We start from the raw sequence: 23803 nt of genomic DNA, 5'->3' as shown, positions 1-23803 counted from the left end.
CATGAGCGAAGTCCGCAAGGGCGTGGTACTACAGGGCGTGGATCGGCCGGCCGATCTGGTGTCGATGGCTCGCGAGTTCGAACGTCTCGGGTTCGACCACCTGTGGATGACCGACTCGTCGCTGCATGCTCGCGACCCCTACCAGATGCTCGCACTCGCCGCCTCGGCGACGCAGCGATTGGTCGTCGGCACCGCGGTGACGAACCCGATCAGCCGACATCCGGCATTGACGGCGGTCTCGGCCGCCACCCTCGCCGAGGTCTCAAATGGTCGATCGATCCTCGGCATCGGCGCCGGCGACCGCCCACTCGTCGCGCTCGGTCGGTCGCCCGCCAAGTTGACGACGCTCGAGTCGTCGATCGCCGCGATCCGTCGCCTCGCGGCGGGCGAACACGTCGACGTCGACACCGAGGTCTTCTCGTTGGTCGACGCCCACCTGAGGTTTCCCGCCCAGGCCGACATCCCGGTGTACATCTCCGCGACGGGCCCGCGGACGCTGGAACTCTCGGGACGGATCGCGGACGGTGTCATCTTGCTGTGCGGCCTGGAGCCGCGCGTGGTCCGCTGGGCGATCGAACACATCGACCGGGGGGCGACACAAGCAGGTCGCCCCCGCCCGAAGATCGCCGTCTTCGCCTATGGGATCATCGACGAGGACGAACAAGCAGCGATCGCCGGCGCCCGCACGATCGCAGCGTGGTTTCCCCAGACCTCCCCCCAGTACTGCGACCTGGTCGGCCTCGACCCGGCGATCCGTGACGCGGTCCGCGAGAGCTATACCGGCGGCGAGTTCCAAGAAGCAGCGGCCGCCGCTGCGCTACTGCCGGACGATTTCGTCCAACAGATGGCCCTGGCGGGAGGGCGAGAACGCGCGACAGCCCAACTGCGCTCACTCGCCGAGGTCGGAGTCGACTCGATCAATGTGTTCCCGCTCGGCGACGACCGGATGGCGACCATCGAAGCGTTTTGTGAATGCTTCGATGCCGCCCATACCGGATGATGCGGACAACATCGGCATGGTTGGCGACGCTGTGTCGGAGCCGGACCACCGTCGCCGGACACCCCACGAGTCTGATCAAGAACAAACCACAAGGAGCTTCGACATGACACATGCACTAATGAACATCCAGATCATCCCGAAAGCGGAGACTCCCGACGACGTGTACCCCGCCGTCGAGTCAGCGATCGCGCTCGTCCAAGACTCCGGGCTCGGCTACGAGGTGGGTGCCCTGGGGACGACGGTCGAAGGTGAAATCGACGAACTGTTCGACCTCGCCCGCCGGATGAACGAGACCATCGTGGCGGGTGGGTGCCGATCGGTCATCTCCCAGATCCGGGTGTACCTCGGCCGTGAGCCGATCTCGATGACCTCGTTGACGGACAGGTTCCGGGACTGACGAGGACGACGCGTCGTGGCTCGCACGTCCGGGTGACGAGGTGTCAGTCGCCACCTGCGCCGCGCCACATGGCGGCCTCATGGCGCATGCCATCCTCGAAGATCGCGACCGCCGTGGCATCGTCGAGGTCGAGGTCGTCGACCACGGAACCGAAACGACGGGTGGTCTGTTGGAAGTCTCCGACCGAGTAGGTGTCGATCCACCGGCGATAGCGGGGCTCGTCAGGTCGCTCCAATGTGATCCCGATGGCGGCGAATCCGATCATGCACGGTGCGACGGCGACGATCCCGTGCTGGTAGTCGGCGCTGTGCTCGATCAGGTAGTCGGTGTAGGCCCTACACGCCGCGTTCATCGAGCATGCATCGAGTTCGGCATCAAAGAGCTGACCAAGGGCGCGAATCTGATCCACCTCACGGCCGATCGCGTCGTGTGCGACCTCGATGATCGTCGCGATGTGACGGTCGGGGGCCGACCAAGCCAATCGAGCCAGAACCCGGCCATACACTTGCAAATACAGGAAATCCTGTTCGACCCAGGTACGCATCACGCGGTCGTCGAGCGTCCCGTCGACGATGCCGCGAAACGTCGCCGACTCGGATCGCCGGGCGACCCACGGACGAGCGACCGAAGCCAGCATCGTCCAGCGGCTGGTGCCCGATTCGGGCCGATCTCCCGGATGGACGATGTCGCCGCTCTTGCTCTGCTCAGATCTCACGTCTAAGATCGTACACGTGGTGGAGGCCGACGCTCACCCGTGGGGAAGACACGACGGCGACGATCCCCACGACACGTCAGCATCTGCCCGTACGTGTACACAACCAAGGAGACACCATGACCCGACGCAGAACGCTCACCCGACTGGTCACTGCCCCACTACTGCTGGGCCTCGTCGTCGCTGCATGTGGCGACGACGACGAGACCGACGACACCTCCGCCGACGAGACGACCGACTCCAGCGAACCCGCCGACGAGATGTCCGATGAGGCGACGGCATCCAGCGAGGACATGAGCGAGGGGGCGAGCGAGCCAGTCGAACTGGAGACGGTGTCGTTCCAGCTCGACTGGGTCCCGAACACGAACCACACCGGCCTGTACGTCGCCGACGCACTCGGCTACTACGCCGATGCCGGCATCGAACTCGAGATCCTCCCCTACTCCGGATCGAGCGGCGACACGATCGTCGCCGAGGGCCAAGGCGACTTCGCGATCTCGTTCCAGAACAGCATCACTCTGTCGAAGCCCGCAGGCGCCGAGATCACAACCGTGGCCGCGGTGGTACAACACGCGGCAGAGGCCATCGCCGTGCGTGCCGACCGTGACGACATCGCGTCACCGGCCGACCTCGACGGCAAGCTCTACGCCGGATTCGGCGGAGCCTTCGAAGTCCCGGTGATGACCGCGGTCATCCAGGCTGCCGGCGGCGAAGGCGAGTTCGAGAGCGTGATCCTTGACACCGCCGCCTATGAGGCCGTCTACAACGACTCGGCCGACTTCGTCATCCCGTTCAAGACCTGGGAAGGCATCGAGGCCGAACTGTCCGACGAACCCTTGAAGTACTTCGAGTACACCGACTACGGGCTGCCCGACCAGTACTCCGTGATCATCATCGCCCAAGAGGCGTGGCTTGCCGACAACGCCGATCTCGCCACACGGTTCCTCGATGCGACCCGACGCGGCTACCAGTACGGGATCGAGAATCCCGACGAGGCCGCCCAGATCCTGATCGACGAGAACCCGGGCGTCTTCTCCGAACCGGAGCTGGTGTTCCAGAGCCAGCAGCTACTGGCCGACGAGTACTACCTCGACGACGACGGAGCTTGGGGTTGCGTCACCGCCGAACAGTTCGCCGGTTACTCCGGGTTCCTGTACGAAGCCGGCATCGTCGCCGGCCCCGACGGCGGAACGCTGGCCGAAGAACCCGACTGGTCGACGTTCTACGACATGACGTATCTGGGTTGCTGATCAGCCCTTCCAACCTCGGGTGGTTGGTCGGGCAGCGCCGCCCGACGAACCACCCGACGATTCGACCAAGGAGCCGTTCGTGAGCTTGACCTCGACCGACGACACATCCGAGACCGAAGCGGTCGTCGACGGCAGCGACCGGTCTCAGGCGCACCACCTGGTACCCCACGCACGCCGTAGCTGGTGGTCACGTCTCGGCTCGGCGATGTGGCGTGGGATCATCTTCCTCGCCCCGCCACTCCTAGTGGTCGCGGTCCTGATCGGGATCTGGGAATGGTACGTCGTCGCCAACGACGTCAAGCCGTCGACCCTGCCCTCGCTGAGCCGGGTGGTCGAGCAGGGTTGGGCATTTCGGAGCGAACTCTGGGAGAACACGAAACCGACACTCAAGGAGACCTTCATCGGGTTCAGCCTGTCGGTCATCATCGGTTCGCTGTTCGCGGTCGCGATCGACTTCTCGATCACCGTACGCCGCGCCATCTACCCAGTCCTCGTCGCATCGCAGACCTTGCCGATCATCGCAATCGCCCCCCTGATGATCATCTGGTTCGGCTTCGGGCTGCTGCCGAAGATCATCGTCGTCGTCCTCGTCACCTTCTTCCCGATCACCGTCAGCCTGAGCGACGGCTTTCGATCCGCCGAAGCCGAGGCGATGGACCTGCTCGGCTCGATGGGCGCCAGCAAGTGGAAGGTCTTCCGCTACGTCAGGCTACCCAGCGCCCTCCCGTCGTTCTTCTCCGGTCTCCGAATCGGCATCACCTACGCCGTCGTCGGCGCCGTCTTCGCCGAATACGTCGGCGCCAAGAAGGGGCTCGGCATCTTCATGCTCTTGCAGAAGAACTCATTCCGGACCGACCTGGTCCTCGCAGCGGTCTTCGTCACCGCCCTCGTCAGCGTGACCCTGTTCTCCCTGGTGTCGATCCTCCAGCGACTGACGATCCCCTGGTACGCCGCGTCGCGCGCCCACCAACAGAACCAATAGCCGCCAACAGGAGCACCATGTCGAATCACATCATCATCGAGAACACGACCGTCGTCACGATGAACGACGACGACGAGGTCGTGTTCGGCGCCTCGATCGTCATCGACGGCAATCGCATCACCACCGTCACCACCGACAGTGTCGACCCGGCGCTCACCGAGGGCGCGACCGTGATCGACGGCGACGGGATGGCCGCGCTCCCCGGCCTGGTCGACCTGCACTATCACACCGCACTGGGTAAGGGATGGTCCGACCATCTCCCCTTGTTCGAGTACCTCCAATCATGCTGGTATCCGATGATCCGCGCGCTCGACCCCGAGGCGGCGTACTGGGCCGGGATGGCGAGCTACGCCGAGTCGCTCCGCTCCGGAACCACCACGGTGAACGACATGTACCGCCAACTCCCCTCGGTCGCGCGCGCCGCGGAACAGATCGGGATACGTGCCGTGCTGTGCAACGACGTTGCCGACGACGAACACGACCTCGACAGCCTGGCCGACAACGCCAACGCCTACCGCACCCTGCACGGGAGCGCCGACGGTCGGGTCGAGGTGCTGGTCGGTATCGAATGGTTGCCCCTGTCGTCGCGCGCCTTGCTGCGCGGTGCACGCGAGCTCGCGGACGAGTTGGGCACTGGGATCCACATCCACCTCAATGAGAGCCTCAGCGAACTCGAGATCTCCCAGACCAAGTTCGGCCGACGACCGACCGAGTTCGCGTACGACTGCGGAATCCTTGGCCCGGATTGCATCGCCGCGCATTGCGTCTGGCTCAATGACGCCGAGATCGCGCTCATGCGCGAAACCGGCACACACATCTCGCACAACCCGGTGTCGAACGCCAAGCTCGGCAATGGGGTCGCACGGGTACCAGAAATGCTCGCAGCCGGTCTGAACGTCGGCCTCGGACACGACGCTGCCGAATGCAACAACAGTCGCGACCTGTTCCAGGTCATGAAGTGGGCATCGCTCGTGCATCGAGCAAACCGGGTCGACGCATCGCTCCAGCAGGCGCCGGATGTGCTGAGGATGGCGACACGCAACGGGTCGGCGGCACTCGGACACGACACGGGCCAGATCACGTCGGGCAGCATCGCCGACATCATCCTGATCGACCTGGACTCCCCGGTCTTCACCCCATTGATGCCCGATCATCCCGGCCACCTGTTCTCGCACCTCGTGTTCGCTGCCGACGGCTCCTGTGTCGACACCACGATCGTCGACGGCCAGATCGTCATGCGCGGTCGGGAGTTCACCCGTTTCGACGAGGAAGAGGTCCTCGCAAGAGCGAACGAGCACTTCCGGGCTGTCGTGGGACGCATGGTCGTGCCGCCCGAGTACGCCAACGCCCGAGTGCGCGCCGGCTCGTGACGACCGAACGCACCCTCGTCATCGGTGACCCGGTCGTGACGTTGGGCCCTCGTGGGGAGATCTCCGGCGGGGCGGTCGTGGTCGAGGGTCGGAAGGTTCTCGCGGTCGGTACCCGGGAACAGATGGACGGGTACGGCCCGTTCGCCGACATCCTCGGATCGATGGACCACCTGGTGCTCCCCGGATTCACGAACTGCCATTACCACTCCGAGTTGGCGGTCGGACCCGGCTTGTACGAGCACATCTTCGAACGGGCCAACGTGATGCTCGTTCACCCCGATGGCGGCGCCCGACCCGACGACATCTACACGATCGTGTTGTGGGGTTTGGTCCAGGCGATCAAGGGCGGACAGACCTCGGCGATCGACTTCTACTACGGCCGGCCAGGCCTGGACCACTTCGGGGCCGACGCGGCGCTTGAGGCCTACCGAGACGCGGGACTCCGGGTCGCGTTCGGGCTCGTGAGCCGGGACGAGAACATCTACGCCCACGAATCGAACGACGATTTTCTCGCCCGCCTCCCACGCCCACTCGCGGAGGAGATCCGCGCCTCGACGATGGGGTATGCCTGGCCGGTGGACGAGGTCTTCGAATCGTTCGAGGTGCTCGCTGCTCGATGGCACCAGCACGAGGACCGGATCCATCTGATCGTCGCTCCTGACTGGACACCGTCGTGCTCGGACGATCTGTACCGCCGCTGCGTAGCGCTCGCCGACGAGTACGACACCACCCTCACGACCCACGCGCTCGAGACGCGGGCCGAGATGGTGTACAACCTCGAACGGTATGGGATGTCGGCACTCGAACGACTCGACCGGCTCGGGGTGCTGCGTGGCGGGACCAGCCTCGCCCACTTCGTGTGGGTGACCGATGCCGACGTCAAGCGGTTCGCTGAGTCGGGAGCGGTGGCGTCCAACAACCCCGGGTCAAACCTGCGACTCTCGGCCGGCATCTGCCGAACCCGCGATCTGCTTGCGGCGGGCGGCAAGGTCGGCATCGGGACCGACGGGATCTCGTTCAGCGAGCGTGACGACTTCTTCCAGGAGCTACGTCTCGCGTCCTATCTCCAGCGCACGCCCGAGGTCTTCGGGTCCGGTCGTCTGGACAGCCGCGACCTGCTCGTGTCGGCCGCTCACGCCGGAGCGGAGGCAACCGGCTGGCCCGAGCAGATCGGCGCACTGGAGCCGGGCTACCTCGCGGACCTACTCGTCGTCGCCAAGGACCGAGTCTTCTTCCCGCCAGGGCGGTTCGAGAGCACCCCACCGCTCGACGTGATCATCGACCGTACCGAGGCGGCCGACATCGACGCCGTAATGATCAACGGCCGGGTCGTCATGCGCGACGGCGAGGTGACCGTCGTCGACGAAGCCGACCTTCGGGATCGGGTCGTCGACGCGACGACTCGCCTATACCCGCTGGGAGCGAGCACCCAGGCCACCGGCCTCTCGGCTCGCCTCGACCCCTACATCGTCGACTTCTACCAGCGGTTCTACGCCCCCGAGGTGGCGCCCGCATATCTGTACAACCCGCAAACCGATCCCGACGTCACCGGCCGGTGGCAGTGAGCGAAGGACAGAACGACATCGCGATGCGCATCGACGCCCACACCCACATCCTGAGCTTGTCCGCCGACCCCGACTTCACAGCCCGGTACGGGCGCGAAGGTTCGCTGTGCATCTGTCGCAGTCAGGGGCATCTCCCGTCCCACCGGATGCCGACCGACACCGAGTGGGACGACGCCGGGTTGTTCGACCGTGGCTTCTTGACGATCGGTCCAGCCGAGACGGTGGCCGCTCACCGAGGATTCGACAAGATCGTGATCCTGGGGGTCTCGCCCCAGTTCCTCGACGGTGAGCTGATCGGGACGGTGGACACGACCGGGATCACCGGCGTCCCTGGTCCACCGCACCCCGACAAGTGCAACGACTACATCGCCGCCTGCGTGAGGATGGACCCAGACCATCTGATCGGCTTCGCATCGGTGAATCCGGCCTATCGCGGGGTTCGTGCCGCGGTCAACGAACTCGAACGTGCGGTCACCGAGCTCGGCTTGTCGGGGGTCAAGCTCTATCCCATGTACCAACACTGGTCGCCAATGGACCGCGAGGTTGCGTTCCCGGTGTTCGCCAAGGCAGCCGAGCTCGGCATCCCGGTGATGGTGCATCAAGCCGGTTCGACCCGGATCGACGCCCGCATGGAATACGCGCGGCCGGCGATGCTCGACGACATCGGCCGCGAGTTCCGTGATCTCGTGGTGATCCTGGCGCACTGCGGAATCCCGTGGATCGACGAAGCGATGTTCATGCTCACCAAGCACCCGAACTTCTACGCGGACCTGAGCTACCACATCGCCACGATCACCCGCCGCGACCTGTTCTCGTTCCTGCATCGCTCGGAGCCATTCTTCGTCCCGCTCGGCAAGCTGTTCTTCGGCACGGACTATCCGGGATTCCTCTACGACCCGATCGAGTTGGCGCACAAGCTAATGACGGTGAACGACGAAGCCGAGGCGCTCGCGCTGGATCCGATCCCCGAGCACCAGCTCGATGGGATCATGGGCGACAACCTCGCCCGGGTGCTGGGGCTCGTCGCCGCCTGAATCGACACCGATGTCGAACCCGCCGTGGGCTCGCGGTCAGTTCAGGTCGGACGCCGGGAGTTCTTCGACAAGTTCGACCAGGACCCCGCCGAACGCCGACGGGTGGACGAACGCCACCAGGGTGTGACCCACACGCCGTGGTGCCTCGTCGATCACCCGTACCCCGGCGTCGCGTAAATCGGCGACCGCCGCCTCAACGTCGTCGACCTCGAACGCGAGATGATGCAGACCCGGGCCGCGGGAGGTGAGTGAACGTTCGATGATACCGTCGCCCGTCGCCTCCAGGGTCTGGACGTATGAGGCGCCGACCGGCCACATTCGCTCGGTGAAGCCCTCCCCGTATTCGGTTTCGGTGACGGTGAGGCCAGCATGGTCGACCAGTGCGCCGATCAGCGGGGAGTCGTCGCCGTGCGCGACGGCAACATGATGGATACGTCGGATATGCATGATTCCTCCAGCGCGATCTAAGATATCAGCTGCTCTTACGCTGGCCACTGTGAGAAAGGACCCCGAGATGACAACGAGAATCCTGGTGTGCGGCAACCCGGTGGTCGCCGGCGGGTCGATCGGATGCATCGACGACGGTGCGCTGATCGTGGAGGACGGCGAGGTCGCCGACGTCGGCCCACGCGCCGACCTGGAGGCGAGGGGCCCGTTCGACGACCGGATCGGCGGCCCGGACACCATGGTCGTGCCGGGTTTCGTGAACGCGCACTACCACACCGAATGCTGGACGGCCCCGGGCTTGATCGACGAGATCTTCGAACTTGGCAATCTCTACGTCGGTTCGAGCATGATCGATACCGACCATGAGATCATCGACCTGCTCGCGACCTATGGCCTGATCCAGGCGGTCAAGGGCGGTCAGACCACGACGATCGACGCCTTCTACGGCCGCCCGACCCTGCCCCTGCTCGGAGCCGAAGCGGTCCTAGCGGCCTACGAGCGGATCGGGATGCGTACGGCGCTCGGGGTGTCGTTCCGAGACCAGAACCGCTACGCGCACATGAGCGACGACGAGGTGCTGGCCACGTTCCCACCCGACATCGCCGCCGAGATCCGCGCCTCACCGCTGGGTTACGCGTGGCCGACGGACCAGATGGTCGAGATCTTCGGCGAGTTGCACCGTCGGTGGGACGGCCGCGACGGCCGGTTTCGCGTCATCACCGCCCCCGATTGGACACCGGCGTGTTCCGACGACTTGTACCGGTTGTGCCGCCGCCTGTCTGACGACTACGGCACACCGATGACCTCCCACGTCCTCGAGACCCGTTCGGAGTTGATGTGGAACGCCGACAACGTCGGCGGGTCAGCGGTTCGACGACTGGCCGATCTCGGTGTGCTCGGTCCCGACGTGTCGTTCAGCCATTTCGTCTGGGCCACCGACGACGACATCCGGATCGCCGTCGACCACGGCGTGACGATGGTCCATTGCTTCGGATCGAACATGCGGACCTCTGTCGGGTTGTGCCGAGTCCGCGACATCCTCGCCGCCAGCGGCTCGCTGGCGTTCGGTACCGACGGCGCCTCGCTCGGAGACCGAGAGGACTTCCTGGCCGAGATCCGAGCGGGGACGACGATGCAGCGGATGCCGGACCGGTTCGACGAGCACCGCATCGACTCGCTCGCGGTACTCGATGCCGCGACGCGCCAAGGCGCGCAGGCGGCTGGCTTCGGCAGCCGGGTCGGCACCCTCGAGCGCCACAAGGCAGCGGACCTGGTCTGCATCGACACCAGCCGGGTGATGTTCCCGAGAACCCGGTACCACCACGACCGCATCCTCGATGTGGTGATCGACCGAGCCGACCACAGTGACATCACAGCGGTCATGATCGGAGGACGACTGGTCGTAGAGCAGGGAACGGTCCTCACCGTCGACGAGGACAAGGTCGTCGACAGGATCAATGAGATCGAAGACGAGCTGTATCGCCCTACGCCAGAGGCCGCCCGCCGCCGCGAGCTGGCCGCCATGGTACGTCCCCTCGTCGAGCGCACCAGCGGCGAGTGGTACTCGCGTCCAATTGATCAGCCGGCGTCGATTTTCAACACCCGATCGATCCCAGGAGCGTCCGACGGATGAAACGACGACACCGCCTGGGGAGACTCACTCTCTCGACGACCTCGGCAGCGAAGGCCCAATCACATGACTACCCTGACTCCGTGGGTCGCAGCCACGAAACTGGAACGAACCGGAGCGACGCAGGCTCCACGACCGGTTGCACCGAGACAACCGTACGTGGGCCCGAGCCAGACGTTGGACAGTGGGATGTATGGTGTGCCGAGTGCGTCGCTAACCGCATTTCGCTCACGATTCGGGAGGGCGACCCGCGGAGTTCTGTTGGGCTGATCCTGTTCGCCAAACATGTTCTCCCGCACCATATCCATCATATTGACAGCTCAAGATGCGGGTATCATCGCACTAGAGCTACCAGGTAGACCGGGCACCAGATCTGCGACGCATGCGGGGCTGGCTGCGCGTGTGCTCAGATGGACTGCGCGACGTCGAGGAGCTTCAACTCGACGACCCAGGTTGAGGAGAACGCGATCATGGGCGGGCGATGCGCCGTGTGGCCGGTGAGTTCCTCGGGCTCGTCGACTTCAAGGGCAGCGGCCTGGTCGTGAAGTGGGTCTTGATCCCTCAGCGCGACCGATGCTGCTGGCGGGCCCTGCTCGGCGAGGGCGCTGCTCGGCGAGGGCGTCGCCTTCGTCGCTCCGCGCTGACTGCCTCTCGGCCCACCGCCAGGATTGCGCCTGGCTTGGGGAACGTTGTGCCTGCACAACGTTCGGAGACGACGGGACTCGAACCCCAAGTCCACCCGATTCCGACGTCATTCAACCGTACCCTGGTCGCGAGATGACGGTAGGTCGTTGGCGCCATCGAGGCAGATCGGAGCGACGTAAGTGACGACTTCAACCGGCCCTGCTGAATCCGCATCAACGTCAAGAGGGCCGCACGCACCACAGCGCGGGTCCAGTCACAGGCGTCCATCGACCCGGGGATGGCTACGCGGCGGGGGTCGGAGGTTCGGGCGGAGCGACGGGCGGCGTCGCCGCCGGCACCGGTCGCGCGGCGGGCTCCGCATCGGGGCCGCTCCATTCGTCGATGAGCTTCAGACCGCGATCGGCTCGGCGGTCGACGCCGATGGTCGAGGGGTGGCCGGAACGCTTGAGGCGTTCCTCGACGAGGCTGACGACGTTGTCGGGGACACCGCTGGTCTCGACGAGGTGACGTACTGCGGCGGGGTGCTTGCCTGCGGAGACGAGTAGGTCGGCGACTAGTTCGTGCGCCACTGACTTCACGGGTCGCGGAGCTTCGAGGGCTTCTTTCACTTCGTCCGGGTGGTAGAGCGGCCCGTAGCTGCCGAGCGAGTCGAGGAACGACACGGTGAGGTTGGCGCGCACATCGCGGTCATCAAGTCCGTGGGCGCGCATCACCGCGACGTTGGCTTCGGCGGATGCACCGGCGTAGGACAAAACGATCGCCTGCGCGCCGGGTTTGCCGTCGGCGTTGCGGGTAGCGGCGCCGTGTTCGTCGACGCCTGGCAGCTCGTTGGCGAGTCGCTTCCAGTCGACGCCGCCCTGTTCGAGGTGTCGGTAGATGATCTCGTCGGCGGTCCCGCGGCCGGCCTGACGCACAACCGGCGATGCCTGGTCGGCCGCTACGGCAACGCTTGGCGCGGCTGCGGGCTCGGTCGTTCGCGCGGGAGCCGGTGCTGGGGAGTGTTTGCCGACCGCGTCGGCGATCGGGTTCGGTCGGAGGTCGACGTCGAGTTCGGCTTCGATCCCGACGACGATCTTGCGGGATGCCGTCAGGACTGACTGGACGGTCTCTTGGACGCGGTCCGGGTCGCCGGCGGCCCACGATGCCACGTACGGGATCGAGTACTCGGCCGAGTCGACACCGAGCATGTCGCACACCACGAACGCGACCGACTCGGCTTCGACCTCAACACGCTCGCGCAGCTTGCCACCGTTCTCCCCCAGCGACGGGTCGTGCATCAAAACGTGGGCGAGCTCGTGGATCTGGGTCTTGAGGGCCTGCTGTGGCGACAGGTCATCACGGACGATCACCGTCCGCTCGACGAACTTGGTGATTCCCTTCGCCTCGGGCACGCCGTCGATCTGGCCGCGTTGCAGTGTGAACCCGGCCGCGTAGATCTGGCTGGCGACCGCCTCCCACAACTCCGGGGGCAGGCCCTGCCCTCCGAGCAGCTTCGGCTGCGCAGGCAGGTCGGGTGGCGACACCAGCTGGGTCTGACAGAACACCGGCACGAGCTTGTAGCCCACGATCTCGGGATCGGTCGGTAGCCCGGTCTCGGGGTCGACTTCACGGTTGCGTGCTCGGATCGGCGCGAACACCCGCAGGGCTGTCTCGCCCTTGCGGATCCGGCACGGCTCGCCATCCTCGGCGGTGATCTGCTTCCACGTGTGGAACGACGCCACCAGCCCATCGGCGCCCTGGACGGCGAGCAGCATCTGGTTGTTCGGCGAATACCGGTGGAACGAGCCCGCCATCTTGAGCAGGTTCTGCCAGTCCTCGCTCGACGTGAGCGCAGCAACGCCCTCGCGCAGCGTGGCGTGTGCGGCAGCGAGCCGCTCCTCGTGGGTTCCGTGAGCCATGTCCATGGCCCGACCCTGAACACCCAGTGTCACGGACTACTACCCGACCACCACGGCGGCCGACTACCCGACCTGGCTGGGCAGTCAAAGCGCATACACCTCTACATGGTCGGATCGTCAGGCTGCCTTCTGGCCGGCCGGGCGTTCTTCCCACCAGCGGCGGGCGATCAAATGGGCCGGCGGCAGGGTGCCGTGGATCAGGACCGCCTCGCCGGGGCGGACCTGGCGCAGCAGGTGGAACGGAGTGAGAGCCTCGCGGTGGCTCGACTCGGAGACGCTGCGTCGTGACCCTCCGCCGAGGTCGTACGACAATGACCGGTGCTGCACCTCCTCGTCACCGAGCAGGCGGCTGACGTAGTCGAGCGTTGCCGGGTCGGAGCAACCAGAGAACACGACCTTGGTGAGATGGTTGGTCAGCACACTGTCGGACAGCCGGCCGTAGGCGGCGTCGAGCTGCGCCTTCGACTGCCAGATCGTCACCAGCAGGATCCCGATCCCAGCACAGGTCGCGGCGACCTCGGGCAACCAGGCCAGTGGCATGTTGCCGGCCTCGTCGATCACCATCAGCAGCGGCCGCTCGAGCCCCACACCGGCGACGTCGCGCTGATATGCCTGGTCCTTGAGGTCACCGAGTAGCCCGCCGAGGACCGGCGCGAGGCGATCCTGGTCGTCGAGCGGCGCGACCAGGTAGAGCGTGTTGGCCCGCCCGGGATCCGTGAGCCAGTCGAGATCGACGAACCGCTGCCCGGACCGGTCGAGAGTGGACGAAAGATCCACGGCGGGGTCGAGCCACGCCTGGACGACGGTCTGCACGGTGGCGTACACCGACGACCGGACCCGCTCGTCGAGGTTCCACACCGCGTCGAGTTGCAGCATCGCCGCGCCCGCCGCCTCCCGCTCGGCGGCCGTGCCGCGCTGCTTGGCTCGACGCAAGATGTCGATGATCTCGTTGGGCCGCTTCTTGACCGGGATTGACTTCGTGAACACCCACTGGGCGACATCCAGCATCGTGCGGTCGTCGGCGAGTGCGGCGGCGCCGAGCAGGCCGGTCAGGAGGATCTCGGCCTGCTTCACCCAGTAGTCCGCTCCCCCGTCGACACCCGACCGCGGGATCGACGCCGCCAGCGCGGACGCTGCCTTCTGCGCACCGCGCGGGCTGCGCGCCGCCCGCAGCGGTGTCCAGCGTCCCAACTCGAGAGGCGGCAGCCCGGATACTCCAGACGGGTCGAACACCTTGGTGGCCCCCTTCGTTTGGCGGGCTTCGCGGGTGGCGTCGATCAGGTCACGCTTGATGCTCACCACCACGGCCGGACCGTCCCAGTCGAGCAGCCCAGCGATCACGTTGGCGGTCTTGCCCGACCGTGACGGGCCGATCACTGCGACTGAACCACGGTCACCCTGGCGGACCCGCACCCGCCGCGATCGCATCGGCGCCGCCGCGTGCCGGTCCTCGGTCGCGACGAACCGGCCGTGCACTCGACCGAGTACGAACCGGCCGGTCGGCACCGGTCGCTCGACGACCAACGGAGCCAAGTCCCGGGTCGTCGCGAACCGGGCGCGCGTCTCGACTCCGAGGCGAACCCGCCCCCGATCCAGGCTGCGACGCCACACCCAGAGCCCGAGCCACACGACACCGAGCACCGCCAGCAGCACGCAGCTTGTCGCCGCCCAATACAACGTCGGTCCGGGAAGCGCGGCGCGGTCCTCGGGCGCTCGCCACGCCATCCGCGGGTCACCGAGATGATCGGGCAGCCGGGTGAGCGCCCGCATCGCGGCGGCCAAACCACCGTCGAGGCGCTCGCCGTTCAACATCGCCGCGAGGGCGGCTCCGCTCCACGCCACCACGCCCAAAGCGACGACCGCACATGCCGCTACCAGGAGCAATGTCTCGGGTGCGGACATCGATGACGGGCGCTCGTTCACCACCCGACCGCCTCACGGTTCACTACCCGACCAGGTCGGGTAGTGAACTCGGGTAGTAGTCCGTGACATCGCGCGCGGACGTTGGTGGCATGACCGCCACCAACCAGCTCATCAACGACTCGCGCGTCCTCAACACACCAGCGACGAGACAGCTTCGCCGCATCGCCGAAGCGATCGCCGTCCGCGACGACAAGGTCCGCACCGCCATCCTCGACGTACTTGCCGGGGACGAGCACGCGCTGTTGCGGCTTGTCCGCTCGGCGCAGGCCGGAAGCCAGAACGCCGCGTTGGCAGCGATCGCCGCGCTGCTCCCCCGGATGACCGGCACGATCGTCACCACCATCCCCGATCAGATCCGCCGCCGCCAGGCGGTCGAGGAGTACATCAGCCTCGCCTTCCTCGTGATCCACGACATCGACCAGCGAGAATCGCCTGCCCACCTCGCCAACAAGATCGTCGCCAGAACCCGGCACCGGTACGAACGCCACCTGCGAGCACTCAACCCCACCTGGGTTCAGCCCGCGCTCACCGTCGACACCCCGACAAGCTGCACCCGCACCGAAGACGAAGCCCTCAGCCGACTCGACCTCGTCCACGTCGCCGGCGCCGTCAACAACGGCGTCGTCAGCGACGACAACTGGGAGCTCGTCACCGCCGCCGGCCTCGGCCTGATCAACGGCCCGCTCGACGCGCGCCAACGCCAAACGGTCCTGCGCACCCGCCGACGACTCGCCGACTGGCACGCCCTCGCCGACGCAGCGTAGGAACACCACGCCCAGACATGCCTCCCCGCAACGGCAATCGTGACACCGCCGTGGTCCGGCGGCGAGCAGCGAGCCCGTTCAAGGTCTCCTCGATCGCGCCGGCGCAAGCGCTCGACCGGCTCGGGGCCAGGCGCCGCATCACCGGACAGCCGGTGAAGGTCGGTTCGAGCAAGACCGCTGATCCTCGGTGGACAACTCCATCACCGGCCGATTCCCCCAGCGACGGGAGCGCTCATCGATCAACATCGACTTCTTCTTGCTCGCATATTTCCGTCGGCGGAGCGGCGGAGATCCGATGCCGACCAAAGATCTGAGCCATTCGTCCGTCGATCGCGAGACCGGTGATGCGCCTTGCGCCGGACTCAAGCAGCCAAGCGACGAGTTCAGCGATCAGCTCGCCTCCGATGCCGTTGCCTTGGTGGTCGGCGTGTACTGCGACGTCGTCGATGTACATCCAGCAGTTGCATTCGCGCACCGGGTATGCCCACGCGTAACCCACGAGACCTGCCTCGCTCTCCGCCCGCGCGATCCAGCAATCTCGGCGGGGTCTGCTGCACGTTTCGGTGACAGATGGGGTTTGTTAGGCGGCTTTGGTGGTCGGGGTCATGATGGTCTCGTATTCGATCGGGGTCAATCGGCCGAGGCGGGGCTGGCGTCGCCGGCGGTGGTAGGTGCGTTCGATCCAGGTGACGATCTCGATGCGCAGCTCGTCACGAGTCGCCCATGCGCGCCGGTTGAGGACGTTCTTCTGCAGGAGTGAGAAGAACGATTCCATCGCGGCGTTGTCGCCTGCGGAGCCGACCTGGCCCATCGAGCCGACCATGCCGTGGCGGACCAGCGCTCGCTGCGCCTTTCGTGAACGAAATTGCGACCCGCGATCCGAATGCAGAATGCACCCTGCAACGTCACCGCCGCGTCGAGCAGCGGCGTTGTCGATCGCCTGGACGGCGAGTCGGGCCTTCATGCGGCTGTCGATCGAGTAGCCAACAATCCGGTTCGACCAGACGTCTTTGATCGCACACATGTAGAGCTTGCCCTCCCGCGTCCAGTGCTCGGTGTAGGGGTCGGACCGGAGCGCCCTGTCCACCTTTCGGTGGGTGGGTTTCTCCGGCCCGCCCTCCGAACCGGACGTGCAGCTTCCACTGCATCCGGCTCTCCACGTGTTCATGCCGCTGGTGCGGGTGATCCTGTGGTCTCGCTGTCCCATGGGGTCGGGATCTTCGTGCCCCGGTATCGGTAGCGCTCGATGGCGACCGCTTCCGGTCGGAACATGTCGATCCCGCCGGCGCGCATCTCCCAGTTGGGGACGTAGCGCCGGATGAGGGTGTGCATGTTCAAGCCGAGGTGTCGCTTCTTCAGCCAGCCGACGATCCGCCAGAAGGCGAAGTGGTCGAGGTAGCCGAAGGTGCGTGATGACACGCCGTGCCTGAAGTAGTTGCACCAGCCCCGCAGCACCGGGTTCAGTCGGCGCAGCAGGTCTGCGAGCGTTCGATGTTTCGCTCGGCGGGTGAGCTGTCGCACCTTGTCCATGATCGAGCGCAGGCTCTTCTTGGACGGGTAGGTGTAGACAGCGGTCTTGCCGGTCCGGCCTCGCCAGGCGCGACGCTGGATGCGCCATCCCAGGAAGTCGAACCCCTCGTCGATGTGGCAGACCCTCGTCTTGGCGTCTGATAGGCGCAAGCCCATCGGGGCCAACACCGAGCTGACTTCGTCGCGGAGTGCTTCGGCGTCGTCGCGGGTGCCGTGGACCATGACCACGAAGTCGTCCGCGTAGCGGACGAGTCTCATGACCGGTTCCCCGGCGCGACGGCGCTTGGCACGCGTCCATTCCCCTCCGAGCGCGTCCCATTTCTGGGTGAAGTGCTCGTCCAGCACGGACAACGCGATGTTGGCCAGCAGCGGCGAGAGGATCCCGCCTTGGGGTGTGCCGGTGATCGTCTCCCGCCAGGCGCCGTCCTCGGAGAGGACACCGGCTCGCAGGAACGCCTTCACCAACCCCAGCACGCGTTTGTCCCCGACCCGATTCCGCACCCGGTCCATGAGGGCCGCGTGGTCGATCTGGTCGAAGCACGCCTCGATGTCCGCCTCGAACACCCACCCGTAGTTCCGGGTCGGTGACGCGAGGTAGTGGATCTCGGCGATCGCGTCTTGAGCTCGGCGCTTCGGACGGAAGCCATACGAACAGGGCTTGAAGTCCGCCTCGAAGATCGGTTCGAGCACCAGCTTCAACGAGGACTGCACGATCCGGTCTGCGGTCGTCGGGATCCCCAGGGCACGGACCTTGCCGTTGCCCTTCGGGATCGTCCTTTCCCGCACCCGTTGAGGAACGAACCGACGGGCCTTCAGGTCATCCCTGATGCCCGTCAGCAGTTCCTCGACACCGAGAACGACCGATCGCGGTGCGATTCCGTCGACCCCGGCGGTTCGTGCGCCCTTGTTGCCCCGCACCCGACGCCACCCCACGGTGAGGAACGCCGGGTCATACACGAGGTTGAACAAGTCATCGAAGCGACGGCCAGGATCGGCCTTCGCCCAGTGGTGCAGCTTCGTCTGCATCACGCGTACCCGCAGCTCGGCCTCTTCGAGGCTCGGCCACGGCGCGCCGGTATTCACCAGCGACCTCCACGCTCCGCTTGTCTGCTGCGAACACGCTGGACCCCTTCGCCATGTGACCGGCTTTCCCGGCCTCGGACTACTACGGGTCCTCCGCCCCACCCCACCGGCATCAACCGGCAACGGGCCTTCCCACCCGCCACCCTGGCTGGGCAGCGGGGAGGGACCAGCGGGATGGTTCCCACGTTCACTCTCCAACCGTTCGACGGGGTCGGCGTCCAGCTATGCCCCTGCAACATCGCCACGACTACGCCGCAGGCCTTCATCGTGGCCTCCCGGCCGGCGACATCACCCGACCGCAGAGTTCCCCGCACATCGTGCGGGTGCGCGTTGCTACGCAGCCCAGATCCACCAGGTTCGAGCTGCTGGCTCTCTTGAGGAGCGTTCAGTCGCTGGTTCCTCACGTACGCCTTTCCGTCTTGCTTGCCGGACCCGGACCATCTGGCAGTGCTGGCCCGTTCCGTCGTTGTCAGGGCTGCTGTCCACCCTCCCCGGCGTTCCCCGGATCAGGCTGCCCTCAGCTTCGGTGCGCCCGCTGCGACGAGCACACGGTGGTGTCCTTTCATCACCACACGGTTGGGAAGCGCCTCGTGGCGCTCGATGTCCGTGAGCCACAACTCGTCAGGACCCGCTGCGGTGAAGTCGCGCTTCACCAGGTCGTCATGGGCCGGCGTGCCCGGCTTGCCCGCTTTGCTCTTCTTCTTGCCGAACACCGACCACCAGCCGTTGTCTCGACAGATCCGCCACACCGTCCGGTCGCACGCGTCAAAGCCGGCTGAGCGGACCTCGTCGGCGAGGAACCGATACCCGAACTCCGGATCGTCGACGTGGGCGTCGAAGATCGCGTTGGTGAGGTGCGCCTCGTCGAGCAGAGCATCGGTGACGGGTTCGTGGAGCCATCGGTAGTAGTCCTGGCGGCAGAGCTTCAACACCCGACACGTCACCGTGACGGGGATCCCATCAGCAGCGAGCTCCGTCACGAGCGGGTAGATCCTTTTCCCGGCAGGTTCGCCTGCGACAGATACGCAGCCGCTCGGCGCAGCACTTCGTTCTCTTGCTCCAACAGACGGATCCGCTTGTTCGCTTCGCGCAACTCGGCATTGTCCGCGGTGGTCTTGCCGGGTTTGGTGCCGGCGTCGATGGCGGTCTGGGAGAGCCAGTTCGACAGGGTCATCGGGTGGATCCCGAAGTCCTTCGCTATCTGCTCGAGCGTCACCCCCGACTCACGGTTCTGGGCGACTCTCACGACGTCGTCGCGGAACTCCTTCGGGTACGGCTTCGGCATAGCAACATCCTTCCAGGCCCGCTCCTCGAGCAAGCCAGATGAGATGTCACCGATTCATGCAGCAGACCCGCGCGTCAGCAGGTGAGGGTATCGACCGCACTCCGCGAGGTATCGCCACAGTCTGAACGAAGGGTGTTACAGCGCGCGCTGCGCCACCTTGCTCGCGAACGATCAGCTCCAGATTCTGCGACCGGGCGGCCAGTGGCGTCAGAACTCGTGACCATTATGGGTCGGTTCGCCACACTCGTAAGTGCCGTTCGCGAGCGGTCGTCTGGTGGCGAGGTCGCCGTCAATACAGAGCGGGTCAAACAGCTCGCGGCACCCGCGGGTCGATGCTGTGTTCGCGGGATCCGTTGGGGGAGACTTCATCCATGAGCGATGTCTCGAACTTGCGGTCGTACGCAGACCTGCTCAGCACCGAGTGGAACGAGATTCGAGAGGCGTTCGTTGCCGTGGTTGAGAGCTCGAGTATCGAGCGAGTGGATTGGCCGGTCGGCTTCATCGGGTTCGTAGATCGACGCCGGAGCGACGACACCCCAGCAGCTGTACAGCGCCGGCACGACCTGCTCGTGCGCTACGACCGGTGGCTCGTGCGGTTCAGACTCCTGTTCGTGGCATCCCTTCCCGAGATCGATGGCCGCATCGGCGACGTCGATAAACTTGTACGGGGCTGGCTCGACCGATCGAACAGCAATGACTGGTCGGTCCCGACGACAATCGCTGAGGCGGTCGACAAGGCGACAAGCGACACTGCGGCCATCGACGACCTCATCGAGCAAGCAGCACCCGACCGCACACGCGGCGTTGTCGCAATCATCGACACGAACTGCCTGCTCCGCGAACCGGACCTCGCTCGATTCTCAAAGCCCTTCGATCGCGTTCCGGTCGAGTTGGTCTTCGTGCCGGCCGTCATCCGAGAGCTCGATGACTTGAAGGACCGCGGCCGATCGCAGGAGGTTCGCGCTGCGGCCGCCAAGGCCGCAAAGCGGATCAAGGGGCTTCGCGACCGCGGATCCCTCTTGGCGGGCGTGACCGTCGAAGGCAGCCTCACAGCACGGATTGAGCCGGTCGAACCAGATTTCGCCAGGCTTCCGACCTGGCTGGACCCGAACACGCCCGACGATCGAGTGCTGGCCTCGACGCTAACCATTCAGGCATCTCAACCCGACAGGGTCGTGGTGTTGATCACGAACGACCTCGGACTCGCGACAAAGGCGGAGTTCAACGGCATCCCCAATGTCGACGAGCCGTAGACAGCGTGACGGGAAGGCTCCACGTCGACGACATATTCCGCTTGAGGGCCGACGGCTGAACCGCCCTGGCTTTGATGGAGGCTCTCGTGTGCCCCGGGTTTCGCGCGGTCAGCTTGCTTGATCGCGGGCCAGGTTGTCGGCGTGACGGAGCTCGTACTCGATCGGGCTGAGCATGCCGAGTGACGAGTGACGTCGTTGCCGGTTGTGGAAGATCTCAAGGTACTCGAAGATCGCGTTCGCCAACTCGAGCCGGGTGTTCCAGCGCTTGCGGTTCAGTAGCTCGACCTGCATGCGGGCCCAGAACGATTCCATCTGGCCGTTGTCGTAACAGTCCCCGATCGAACCCATCGAGGGCACCAGCCCGGAGTCGATCGCGCGGCGGGTGAACGCCCACGAGGTGTACTGGCTGGGTGCCGTGGTCGCTATGGATCACGACGCCGTCGGCCTGACGGTTCTCGATCGCCATGCCCAATGCGTTCACGACCAGGTTGGCGGTCTGGGATGAGTCGATCGACCAGCCGACCACGCGGCGCGAGAACGCGTCGAGCACGACGGCGCAGTAGACCTTGCCCTCGCGTGTGCGGTGTTCGGTGTAGGGGTCGGACCGGAGCGCCCTGTCCACCTTTCGGTGGGTGGGTTTCTCCGGCCCGCCCTCCGAACCGGACGTGCAGCTTCCACTGCATCCGGCTCTCCACGTGTTCATGCCGCTGGTGCGGGTGATCCTGTGGTCTCGCTGTCCCATGGGGTCGGGATCTTCGTGCCCCGGTATCGGTAGCGCTCGATGGCGACCGCTTCCGGTCGGAACATGTCGATCCCGCCGGCGCGCATCTCCCAGTTGGGGACGTAGCGCCGGATGAGGGTGTGCATGTTCAAGCCGAGGTGTCGCTTCTTCAGCCAGCCGACGATCCGCCAGAAGGCGAAGTGGTCGAGGTAGCCGAAGGTGCGTGATGACACGCCGTGCCTGAAGTAGTTGCACCAGCCCCGCAGCACCGGGTTCAGTCGGCGCAGCAGGTCTGCGAGCGTTCGATGTTTCGCTCGGCGGGTGAGCTGTCGCACCTTGTCCATGATCGAGCGCAGGCTCTTCTTGGACGGGTAGGTGTAGACAGCGGTCTTGCCGGTCCGGCCTCGCCAGGCGCGACGCTGGATGCGCCATCCCAGGAAGTCGAACCCCTCGTCGATGTGGCAGACCCTCGTCTTGGCGTCTGATAGGCGCAAGCCCATCGGGGCCAACACCGAGCTGACTTCGTCGCGGAGTGCTTCGGCGTCGTCGCGGGTGCCGTGGACCATGACCACGAAGTCGTCCGCGTAGCGGACGAGTCTCATGACCGGTTCCCCGGCGCGACGGCGCTTGGCACGCGTCCATTCCCCTCCGAGCGCGTCCCATTTCTGGGTGAAGTGCTCGTCCAGCACGGACAACGCGATGTTGGCCAGCAGCGGCGAGAGGATCCCGCCTTGGGGTGTGCCGGTGATCGTCTCCCGCCAGGCGCCGTCCTCGGAGAGGACACCGGCTCGCAGGAACGCCTTCACCAACCCCAGCACGCGTTTGTCCCCGACCCGATTCCGCACCCGGTCCATGAGGGCCGCGTGGTCGATCTGGTCGAAGCACGCCTCGATGTCCGCCTCGAACACCCACCCGTAGTTCCGGGTCGGTGACGCGAGGTAGTGGATCTCGGCGATCGCGTCTTGAGCTCGGCGCTTCGGACGGAAGCCATACGAACAGGGCTTGAAGTCCGCCTCGAAGATCGGTTCGAGCACCAGCTTCAACGAGGACTGCACGATCCGGTCTGCGGTCGTCGGGATCCCCAGGGCACGGACCTTGCCGTTGCCCTTCGGGATCGTCCTTTCCCGCACCCGTTGAGGAACGAACCGACGGGCCTTCAGGTCATCCCTGATGCCCGTCAGCAGTTCCTCGACACCGAGAACGACCGATCGCGGTGCGATTCCGTCGACCCCGGCGGTTCGTGCGCCCTTGTTGCCCCGCACCCGACGCCACCCCACGGTGAGGAACGCCGGGTCATACACGAGGTTGAACAAGTCATCGAAGCGACGGCCAGGATCGGCCTTCGCCCAGTGGTGCAGCTTCGTCTGCATCACGCGTACCCGCAGCTCGGCCTCTTCGAGGCTCGGCCACGGCGCGCCGGTATTCACCAGCGACCTCCACGCTCCGCTTGTCTGCTGCGAACACGCTGGACCCCTTCGCCATGTGACCGGCTTTCCCGGCCTCGGACTACTACGGGTCCTCCGCCCCACCCCACCGGCATCAACCGGCAACGGGCCTTCCCACCCGCCACCCTGGCTGGGCAGCGGGGAGGGACCAGCGGGATGGTTCCCACGTTCACTCTCCAACCGTTCGACGGGGTCGGCGTCCAGCTATGCCCCTGCAACATCGCCACGACTACGCCGCAGGCCTTCATCGTGGCCTCCCGGCCGGCGACATCACCCGACCGCAGAGTTCCCCGCACATCGTGCGGGTGCGCGTTGCTACGCAGCCCAGATCCACCAGGTTCGAGCTGCTGGCTCTCTTGAGGAGCGTTCAGTCGCTGGTTCCTCACGTACGCCTTTCCGTCTTGCTTGCCGGACCCGGACCATCTGGCAGTGCTGGCCCGTTCCGTCGTTGTCAGGGCTGCTGTCCACCCTCCCCGGCGTTCCCCGGATCAGGCTGCCCTCAGCTTCGGTGCGCCCGCTGCGACGAGCACACGGTGGTGTCCTTTCATCACCACACGGTTGGGAAGCGCCTCGTGGCGCTCGATGTCGGTCAGCCAGAGGCGGTTCGGCTCGGTCCGGGCGAAGTCTCGGTTGACGAGATCTTCGGCAGTCGGTGTGTTCGGGGTCCTGCGGTATCTCGGCCGCCCCGGTAGCCCAGCCAGCCCGAGCCGGCGCATCACGAGCTCCACAGTGCAACGCGCCACGACCATCTTGCGCCCCAGCACGAGCTCGGCATGCACGCGGCGAGCGCCGTAGGTCTGGCGCGAATCGTCGTGGACTTCGCGGATGACGTCGGCGATCATCTCGTGACGGACCGCCCTCGCTGAGGG

Annotated in this window: 19 protein-coding genes and 3 pseudogenes; 10 read left to right on the top strand and 12 right to left on the bottom strand. The window is 65.9% G+C overall.

Annotation, left to right across the window (positions count from 1 at the left end):
- Window position 1 precedes the first annotated feature (1 nt).
- Together R8G01_01720 and R8G01_01715 are read left to right on the top strand one after the other, a co-directional pair.
- Window positions 2-1000 (top strand): LLM class flavin-dependent oxidoreductase, encoded by a 999-nt coding sequence (locus tag R8G01_01720; GenBank protein ID MDW3212685.1) that lies wholly within the window; start codon window positions 2-4, stop codon window positions 998-1000.
- A gap of 103 nt (window positions 1001-1103) precedes the next feature.
- On the top strand, window positions 1104-1397 hold the full coding sequence (locus R8G01_01715; protein MDW3212684.1) for a thiamine-binding protein: 294 nt from the start codon (window positions 1104-1106) through the stop codon (window positions 1395-1397).
- A 43-nt stretch (window positions 1398-1440) separates the two neighbouring features.
- Here the strand turns inward: R8G01_01715 and R8G01_01710 are convergent, their stop codons facing one another.
- Complete coding sequence (locus tag R8G01_01710; GenBank protein MDW3212683.1) at window positions 1441-2112, bottom strand: hypothetical protein; 672 nt, start codon at window positions 2110-2112, stop codon at window positions 1441-1443.
- 116 nt (window positions 2113-2228) lie between these two features.
- Between R8G01_01710 and R8G01_01705 the strand changes: the two genes are divergently transcribed.
- The 5 genes from R8G01_01705 to R8G01_01685 all read left to right on the top strand — a co-directional run bounded on the left by R8G01_01705 (window position 2229) and on the right by R8G01_01685 (window position 8310).
- A complete protein-coding gene (locus R8G01_01705) occupies window positions 2229-3359 on the top strand; it encodes an ABC transporter substrate-binding protein (GenBank protein ID MDW3212682.1) in 1131 nt (376 codons plus the stop codon).
- Window positions 3360-3438: 79 nt separating this feature from the next.
- Window positions 3439-4341 carry an ABC transporter permease gene (locus R8G01_01700; protein MDW3212681.1) on the top strand — a complete coding sequence of 301 codons (903 nt, stop codon included), beginning with the start codon at window positions 3439-3441 and terminating at the stop codon, window positions 4339-4341.
- 17 nt (window positions 4342-4358) lie between these two features.
- Window positions 4359-5711 carry an amidohydrolase gene (locus R8G01_01695; GenBank protein ID MDW3212680.1) on the top strand — a complete coding sequence of 451 codons (1353 nt, stop codon included), beginning with the start codon at window positions 4359-4361 and terminating at the stop codon, window positions 5709-5711.
- Window positions 5708-7276, top strand: a complete 1569-nt coding sequence (locus tag R8G01_01690) for an amidohydrolase family protein (GenBank protein MDW3212679.1) — start codon at window positions 5708-5710, stop codon at window positions 7274-7276. The genes R8G01_01695 and R8G01_01690 overlap by 4 nt, the downstream gene beginning before the upstream one ends.
- The gene (locus R8G01_01685) at window positions 7267-8310 is read left to right on the top strand and encodes an amidohydrolase family protein (GenBank protein MDW3212678.1); all 1044 of its coding nucleotides are present in this window, start codon (window positions 7267-7269) and stop codon (window positions 8308-8310) included. The genes R8G01_01690 and R8G01_01685 overlap by 10 nt, the downstream gene beginning before the upstream one ends.
- 36 nt (window positions 8311-8346) lie before the next feature.
- Here R8G01_01685 and R8G01_01680 read toward each other — a convergent pair whose 3' ends face one another.
- Window positions 8347-8805, bottom strand: a complete 459-nt coding sequence (locus tag R8G01_01680; GenBank protein MDW3212677.1) for a VOC family protein — start codon at window positions 8803-8805, stop codon at window positions 8347-8349.
- A 19-nt stretch (window positions 8806-8824) separates the two neighbouring features.
- Here R8G01_01680 and R8G01_01675 point away from each other — a divergent pair, with 19 nt between their 5' ends.
- Window positions 8825-10390: an amidohydrolase family protein gene (locus tag R8G01_01675; GenBank protein MDW3212676.1), complete on the top strand. Its 1566-nt coding sequence runs from the start codon at window positions 8825-8827 to the stop codon at window positions 10388-10390.
- Window positions 10391-11313: 923 nt separating this feature from the next.
- On the opposite strand, the gene R8G01_01670 is transcribed toward R8G01_01675, so the two are convergent.
- Together R8G01_01670 and R8G01_01665 are read right to left on the bottom strand one after the other, a co-directional pair.
- Window positions 11314-12936, bottom strand: a complete 1623-nt coding sequence (locus tag R8G01_01670; protein ID MDW3212675.1) for a hypothetical protein — start codon at window positions 12934-12936, stop codon at window positions 11314-11316.
- A gap of 111 nt (window positions 12937-13047) precedes the next feature.
- A complete protein-coding gene (locus tag R8G01_01665; protein MDW3212674.1) occupies window positions 13048-14853 on the bottom strand; it encodes a type IV secretory system conjugative DNA transfer family protein in 1806 nt (601 codons plus the stop codon).
- Between the two features lie 89 nt (window positions 14854-14942).
- Between R8G01_01665 and R8G01_01660 the strand changes: the two genes are divergently transcribed.
- Entirely contained in the window at window positions 14943-15617 is a 675-nt protein-coding gene (locus R8G01_01660) for a hypothetical protein (GenBank protein ID MDW3212673.1), read from the top strand.
- Between the two features lie 232 nt (window positions 15618-15849).
- On the opposite strand, the pseudogene R8G01_01655 reads toward R8G01_01660, so the two are convergent.
- The 5 genes and pseudogenes from R8G01_01655 to R8G01_01635 all read right to left on the bottom strand — a co-directional run bounded on the left by R8G01_01655 (window position 15850) and on the right by R8G01_01635 (window position 19515).
- Window positions 15850-16158: pseudogene (locus tag R8G01_01655) on the bottom strand (GNAT family N-acetyltransferase).
- 39 nt (window positions 16159-16197) lie between these two features.
- Window positions 16198-16674 (bottom strand): annotated as a pseudogene (locus R8G01_01650) (DDE-type integrase/transposase/recombinase).
- 107 nt (window positions 16675-16781) lie between these two features.
- Window positions 16782-18230 carry a group II intron reverse transcriptase/maturase gene (gene ltrA / locus R8G01_01645; protein ID MDW3212672.1) on the bottom strand — a complete coding sequence of 483 codons (1449 nt, stop codon included), beginning with the start codon at window positions 18228-18230 and terminating at the stop codon, window positions 16782-16784.
- A gap of 506 nt (window positions 18231-18736) precedes the next feature.
- On the bottom strand, window positions 18737-19162 hold the full coding sequence (locus R8G01_01640; protein ID MDW3212671.1) for a hypothetical protein: 426 nt from the start codon (window positions 19160-19162) through the stop codon (window positions 18737-18739).
- 44 nt (window positions 19163-19206) lie between these two features.
- Window positions 19207-19515: a transposase gene (locus R8G01_01635; protein MDW3212670.1), complete on the bottom strand. Its 309-nt coding sequence runs from the start codon at window positions 19513-19515 to the stop codon at window positions 19207-19209.
- Window positions 19516-19886: 371 nt separating this feature from the next.
- On the opposite strand from R8G01_01635, the gene R8G01_01630 reads away from it, so the two are divergent.
- The gene (locus R8G01_01630) at window positions 19887-20768 is read left to right on the top strand and encodes a PIN domain-containing protein (GenBank protein ID MDW3212669.1); all 882 of its coding nucleotides are present in this window, start codon (window positions 19887-19889) and stop codon (window positions 20766-20768) included.
- Window positions 20769-20876: 108 nt separating this feature from the next.
- Here the strand turns inward: R8G01_01630 and R8G01_01625 are convergent.
- The 3 genes and pseudogenes from R8G01_01625 to R8G01_01615 all read right to left on the bottom strand — a co-directional run bounded on the left by R8G01_01625 (window position 20877) and on the right by R8G01_01615 (window position 23776).
- Window positions 20877-21360 (bottom strand): annotated as a pseudogene (locus R8G01_01625) (IS3 family transposase).
- Window positions 21361-21467: 107 nt separating this feature from the next.
- Window positions 21468-22916: a group II intron reverse transcriptase/maturase gene (gene ltrA, locus R8G01_01620; protein ID MDW3212668.1), complete on the bottom strand. Its 1449-nt coding sequence runs from the start codon at window positions 22914-22916 to the stop codon at window positions 21468-21470.
- Between the two features lie 506 nt (window positions 22917-23422).
- Complete coding sequence (locus R8G01_01615; GenBank protein ID MDW3212667.1) at window positions 23423-23776, bottom strand: IS3 family transposase; 354 nt, start codon at window positions 23774-23776, stop codon at window positions 23423-23425.
- Between the last annotated feature and the right edge of the window lie 27 nt (window positions 23777-23803).

The sequence above is a fragment of the Ilumatobacteraceae bacterium genome (assembly GCA_033344875.1).
GTDB lineage: Bacteria > Actinomycetota > Acidimicrobiia > Acidimicrobiales > Ilumatobacteraceae > Ilumatobacter.
This window is presented reverse-complemented; position numbering and strand designations above follow the sequence as displayed.

What these genes read in the sequence shown, in the direction of transcription:
- R8G01_01670 (MDW3212675.1), bottom strand. Translation starts at nt 12,936, where the DNA reads ATGGACATGGCTCACGGAACCCACGAGGAGCGGCTCGCTGCCGCACAC.
- R8G01_01720 (MDW3212685.1), top strand. Translation starts at nt 2, where the DNA reads ATGAGCGAAGTCCGCAAGGGCGTGGTACTACAGGGCGTGGATCGGCCG.
- R8G01_01635 (MDW3212670.1), bottom strand. Translation starts at nt 19,515, where the DNA reads ATGCCGAAGCCGTACCCGAAGGAGTTCCGCGACGACGTCGTGAGAGTC.
- R8G01_01695 (MDW3212680.1), top strand. Translation starts at nt 4,359, where the DNA reads ATGTCGAATCACATCATCATCGAGAACACGACCGTCGTCACGATGAAC.
- R8G01_01675 (MDW3212676.1), top strand. Translation starts at nt 8,825, where the DNA reads ATGACAACGAGAATCCTGGTGTGCGGCAACCCGGTGGTCGCCGGCGGG.
- R8G01_01660 (MDW3212673.1), top strand. Translation starts at nt 14,943, where the DNA reads ATGACCGCCACCAACCAGCTCATCAACGACTCGCGCGTCCTCAACACA.
- R8G01_01615 (MDW3212667.1), bottom strand. Translation starts at nt 23,776, where the DNA reads ATGATCGCCGACGTCATCCGCGAAGTCCACGACGATTCGCGCCAGACC.
- R8G01_01705 (MDW3212682.1), top strand. Translation starts at nt 2,229, where the DNA reads ATGACCCGACGCAGAACGCTCACCCGACTGGTCACTGCCCCACTACTG.
- R8G01_01630 (MDW3212669.1), top strand. Translation starts at nt 19,887, where the DNA reads ATGAGCGATGTCTCGAACTTGCGGTCGTACGCAGACCTGCTCAGCACC.
- R8G01_01715 (MDW3212684.1), top strand. Translation starts at nt 1,104, where the DNA reads ATGACACATGCACTAATGAACATCCAGATCATCCCGAAAGCGGAGACT.